We start from the raw sequence: 3,967 nt of genomic DNA on the forward strand, positions 1-3,967 counted from the left end.
ATGTGAGAGTAGGTCATCGTCAAGATTAAATTCCGAAACCCCAATTGCGAAAGCAGTTGGGGTTTTGTTTTGTCCGCAGGAAAGTATTTTTACTTAGGCAGCGAACAATTTTGCACAGTTATTTTCGAATCAGAACACTAGAATAACCCCCATCTTTTTCGGAGCCAGAGCCTTTATGTCAGATCCGGTTGACGCCCAAGGGCTGTCAGATTTACCGCTGGAAGACTTGGTGGCCTGTCATGAGTGCGACCTGCTGATGCGCAAGCCCAAGCTCGCCCATGGCGAGAAAGCACTCTGCCCGCGCTGCGGTTACGAGTTGTACGCCCATCGCCATAATGTGGTGCAGCGCAGCCTTGCCTTGGTGATCGCAGCATTATTGCTGTACATCCCGGCAAACTTTTTACCCATCATGCAACTCAATATCCTCGGACAATCTTCGCAGGATACGGTCTGGAGCGGCGTGCTCGGCTTGTTCAATACGGACATGCAGGGCGTTTCGATCGTTGTATTCCTGTGCAGTATGGCTATTCCGTTGCTGAAGTTGCTGTGCCAGTTATTCGTTTTGCTGACGATTCGATTCAACGTCGGACGCAGTTACGGCTTATTGCTCTACCGCATTTATCACCACCTCAAAGACTGGGGAATGCTCGAGGTCTACCTCATGGGCGTCCTCGTGGCGATCGTCAAACTGGCGGACATGGCGGCCATCACCGTCGGCCTCGGTCTGGCGTGTTTCATCGGTTTGTTGTTGGTTCAGGTCTGGCTGGAAGTGGTGATGTCACCGCATCAGATCTGGCAGGCGTTATCAGGAGAGGATGCCCATGCGGGCGATTGATGCGGGCATTCTGATCTGTACCGAATGCCATGAATTGAACAAACGGGATGCGGACACCGACGAGCAGACCTGCACCCGCTGCGGTGCGCTGGTTCACGCTCGTCGTCCGAACAGTCTGGCCCGAACCTGGGCCCTGCTGATCACGGCTGCGATTATCTACATCCCGGCCAATGTGTTGCCGATCATGACGGTCAGTTCGCTGGGGCAGGGCGATCCCAGCACCATCATGTCCGGCGTGATCCAGTTGGTGCAGCACGGCATGATCCCGATTGCCGCCGTGGTGTTCATCGCCAGTATTCTGGTGCCGACCTTCAAACTGGTGGGCATCGCACTGCTGCTGTTTTCGGTGCAGCGGCGGCAGCCGTTGTCCGCGCGGCAGCGGATCTGGATGTACCGCTTCATCGAGTTCATCGGTCGCTGGTCGATGCTCGACATCTTTGTGATCGCCATTCTGGTGGCGGTCGTCAACTTCGGCCGGCTTGCCAGTGTCGAAGCCAACCTTGGCGCCATCGCCTTCGCCAGTGTGGTGATTCTGACGATGCTTGCCGCAGTAACTTTCGATCCCCGACTGATTTGGGATAACACGGAGTCGGATGACGACCATGACTGATTTGCCTGTAGCGAAAACCCGACCGGCCTCGAACTGGTCTGCCATTTGGGTACTGCCCCTGATTGCCCTGATCATCGGTGGCTGGCTCGGCTGGCGTGCCTATAACGAAACCGGCATCGAGATTCAGGTGCGTTTCGAAAGCGGTGAAGGCATCCAGGCCAACAAGACCGAAGTGGTCTACAAGGGCATGCCGGTGGGTAAGGTGAAGACGCTCAAGCTTGATGACGAGGGCAACTCCAAAGGGGTGATTGCCACCGTCGAGATGAACAAGGACGTCGAGCAATACCTCAAGACCAGCACGCGTTTCTGGCTGGTGAAACCGAGCGTGACCCTGGCCGGCATCACCGGTTTGGAAACCTTGGTTTCAGGTAACTACGTGGCCATCAGTCCCGGTGAAGGCGAGCCGACCCGCAAGTTCAAGGCGCTGGCCGAAGAGCCGCCGCTATCGGACTCCAAGCCCGGCCTGCACCTGACGATCAAGGCCGATCGCCTCGGTTCGCTGAACCGCGGCAGCCCGGTGTTCTACAAGCAGATCAAGGTCGGTCAGATCAAAAGCTACGTGCTGTCTGAAGACCAGAGCACCGTTGAGCTCAAAGTGTTCATCGAGCCGACCTACGCCAAACTGGTGCGCAAACACACACGTTTCTGGAATGCCAGCGGCATCAGCATCGACGCTAACCTGTCCGGGGTGAAGGTACGCAGCGAATCCCTGGCGAGCATCGTCGCCGGCGGCATCGCCTTCGCCACACCAGAGAATCGCAAGGACAGTCCGCCCACCGATCCAAGCCTGCCGTTCCGTCTCTATGAAGATTTCGACGCCGCCGCTGCCGGTATTCGGGTCAAGGTCAAACTCAGTGACTTCGAAGGCTTGCAGGCCGGCCGTACGCCGGTGATGTACAAGGGCATTCAGGTCGGCAACATGAAAGCGTTGAAAATCGATCCGGATCTGAACAGCGCCACGGCCGAGCTGACGCTGGATCCTCTGGCCGAAGACTATCTGGTCGAAGGCACGCAGTTCTGGGTGGTCAAACCGTCGATTTCCCTGGCCGGTATCACCGGGCTCGAAGCATTGGTGAAAGGTAACTACATCGCCGTGCGTCCGGGCGACAAAGGTGCCGCGCCGAAACGCGAATTCGAGGCACGGCCAAAAGCGCCGCCGTTGGATCTGCGTTCACCTGGGCTGCACCTGGTGCTGTTCACCGATGTTCTGGGTTCGATCGAAGTCGGCAGTCCGATTCTGTACAAACAGGTCAAGGTCGGTTCGGTACAGAGCTATCAGTTCTCCAAGACCAAAAAACAAATCGTCATCGGCGTGCATATCGAGAAGGAGTACGAAAACCTGGTCAACGCGTCGACACGCTTCTGGAATGTCAGCGGCATCACCCTCACCGGTGGTCTGACAGGTGGTATTCAAGTGAAGAGCGAGTCTTTGCAGACCTTGATGGCCGGCGGTATTGCTTTCGAAACACCGCAAGCCAAGGCGCCGCTGCAAAAGCGTATTCCACGCTTCCGTCTGTTCGCCAACCATGATGAAGCCAACCAGAAAGGCACGCTGGTGACGATCAAGGTCGACCGCGCCGATGGTTTGCGTCCGGGCACACCGATTCGTTTCAAAGGGCTGGATGTCGGCAAGATTGAAGACGTCGATCTGACCGACGATCTGCAAGCCGTGATGATTACCGCGCGGATCACCGAAGTACCGGAGCGCATTGCGCGGGTCGGCAGTCAGTTCTGGGTGGTCAAGCCGGAGTTGGGACTGATCAAGACCCAGAACCTGGAAACCCTGGTCACCGGGCAATATGTGGAAGTGCAGCCGGCGGCGAAAAATCTCGGCCCGCAGAAGAACTTCGTTGCGCTGGCCAGTCCGCCGGAAGTGAGCAAGCAGGAGGCTGGCTTGAGTCTGGTGTTGAGCGCCGCGCGCCGTGGCTCGCTGAAACCGGGCGTACCCGTGACCTACCGCGAAATCACCGTGGGCAAGGTCACCGGTTACGAACTGGGCCAGACGGCTGACCGGGTGCTGGTGCATATTTTGATCGAGCCGAAATACGCGCCGTTGGTGCGCAGCGGCAGCCGATTCTGGAACACCAGCGGTGTCGGTTTCGACATCGGTCTGTTCAATGGTCTGACGGTACGCACGGAGTCGCTGGAGACGGCGATTCAGGGTGGTATCGCCTTCGCTACGCCGGACGGTGAGCGCATGGGCACCCCGGCACGGCCTGAGCAGACGTTCCCGTTGTTCGACAAGTTCGAGGATGAGTGGCTGACCTGGGCGCCGAAGATTTCGCTCGGTAAGTAATTCTGTGGTGTCTGAAGGGGCGCCATCGCGAGCAGGCTCACTCCTACAGGGGAACGCGTTCCAAATTGTAGGAGTGAGCCTGCTCGCGATAGGGCACTAAAAGTCAGCACAAATCCCCAGCCATAAAAAAGGGACGCGGTCCCCACAGATCGCGGCCCCCTTTTTTTCTTTCGCTTACCCCGCCCCAAACCCAACCCCCCCCCCCCCCACCGCCTGTCCCATTGCG

Annotated in this window: 3 protein-coding genes; all 3 read left to right on the top strand. The window is 57.7% G+C overall.

Features of this window, described 5'->3' with window-relative positions; all coding sequences use genetic code 11:
• Nucleotides 1–175: 175 nt before the first annotated feature.
• The 3 genes from LVD08_RS27965 to LVD08_RS27975 are packed head-to-tail and all read left to right on the top strand — an operon-like array spanning nucleotide 176 to nucleotide 3,741.
• A complete protein-coding gene (locus tag LVD08_RS27965; RefSeq protein ID WP_027612261.1) occupies nucleotides 176–835 on the top strand; it encodes a paraquat-inducible protein A in 660 nt (219 codons plus the stop codon).
• Nucleotides 822–1,445 carry a paraquat-inducible protein A gene (locus tag LVD08_RS27970; protein ID WP_027612260.1) on the top strand — a complete coding sequence of 208 codons (624 nt, stop codon included), beginning with the start codon at nucleotides 822–824 and terminating at the stop codon, nucleotides 1,443–1,445. Before LVD08_RS27965 ends, LVD08_RS27970 begins: the two co-directional genes overlap by 14 nt.
• Nucleotides 1,438–3,741 carry a PqiB family protein gene (locus LVD08_RS27975; RefSeq protein ID WP_134787333.1) on the top strand — a complete coding sequence of 768 codons (2,304 nt, stop codon included), beginning with the start codon at nucleotides 1,438–1,440 and terminating at the stop codon, nucleotides 3,739–3,741. Before LVD08_RS27970 ends, LVD08_RS27975 begins: the two co-directional genes overlap by 8 nt.
• Nucleotides 3,742–3,967 lie beyond the last annotated feature (226 nt).

Origin of the sequence: Pseudomonas sp. YL2 (assembly GCF_023063025.1) — a bacterium.
GTDB lineage: Bacteria > Pseudomonadota > Gammaproteobacteria > Pseudomonadales > Pseudomonadaceae > Aquipseudomonas > Aquipseudomonas putida_A.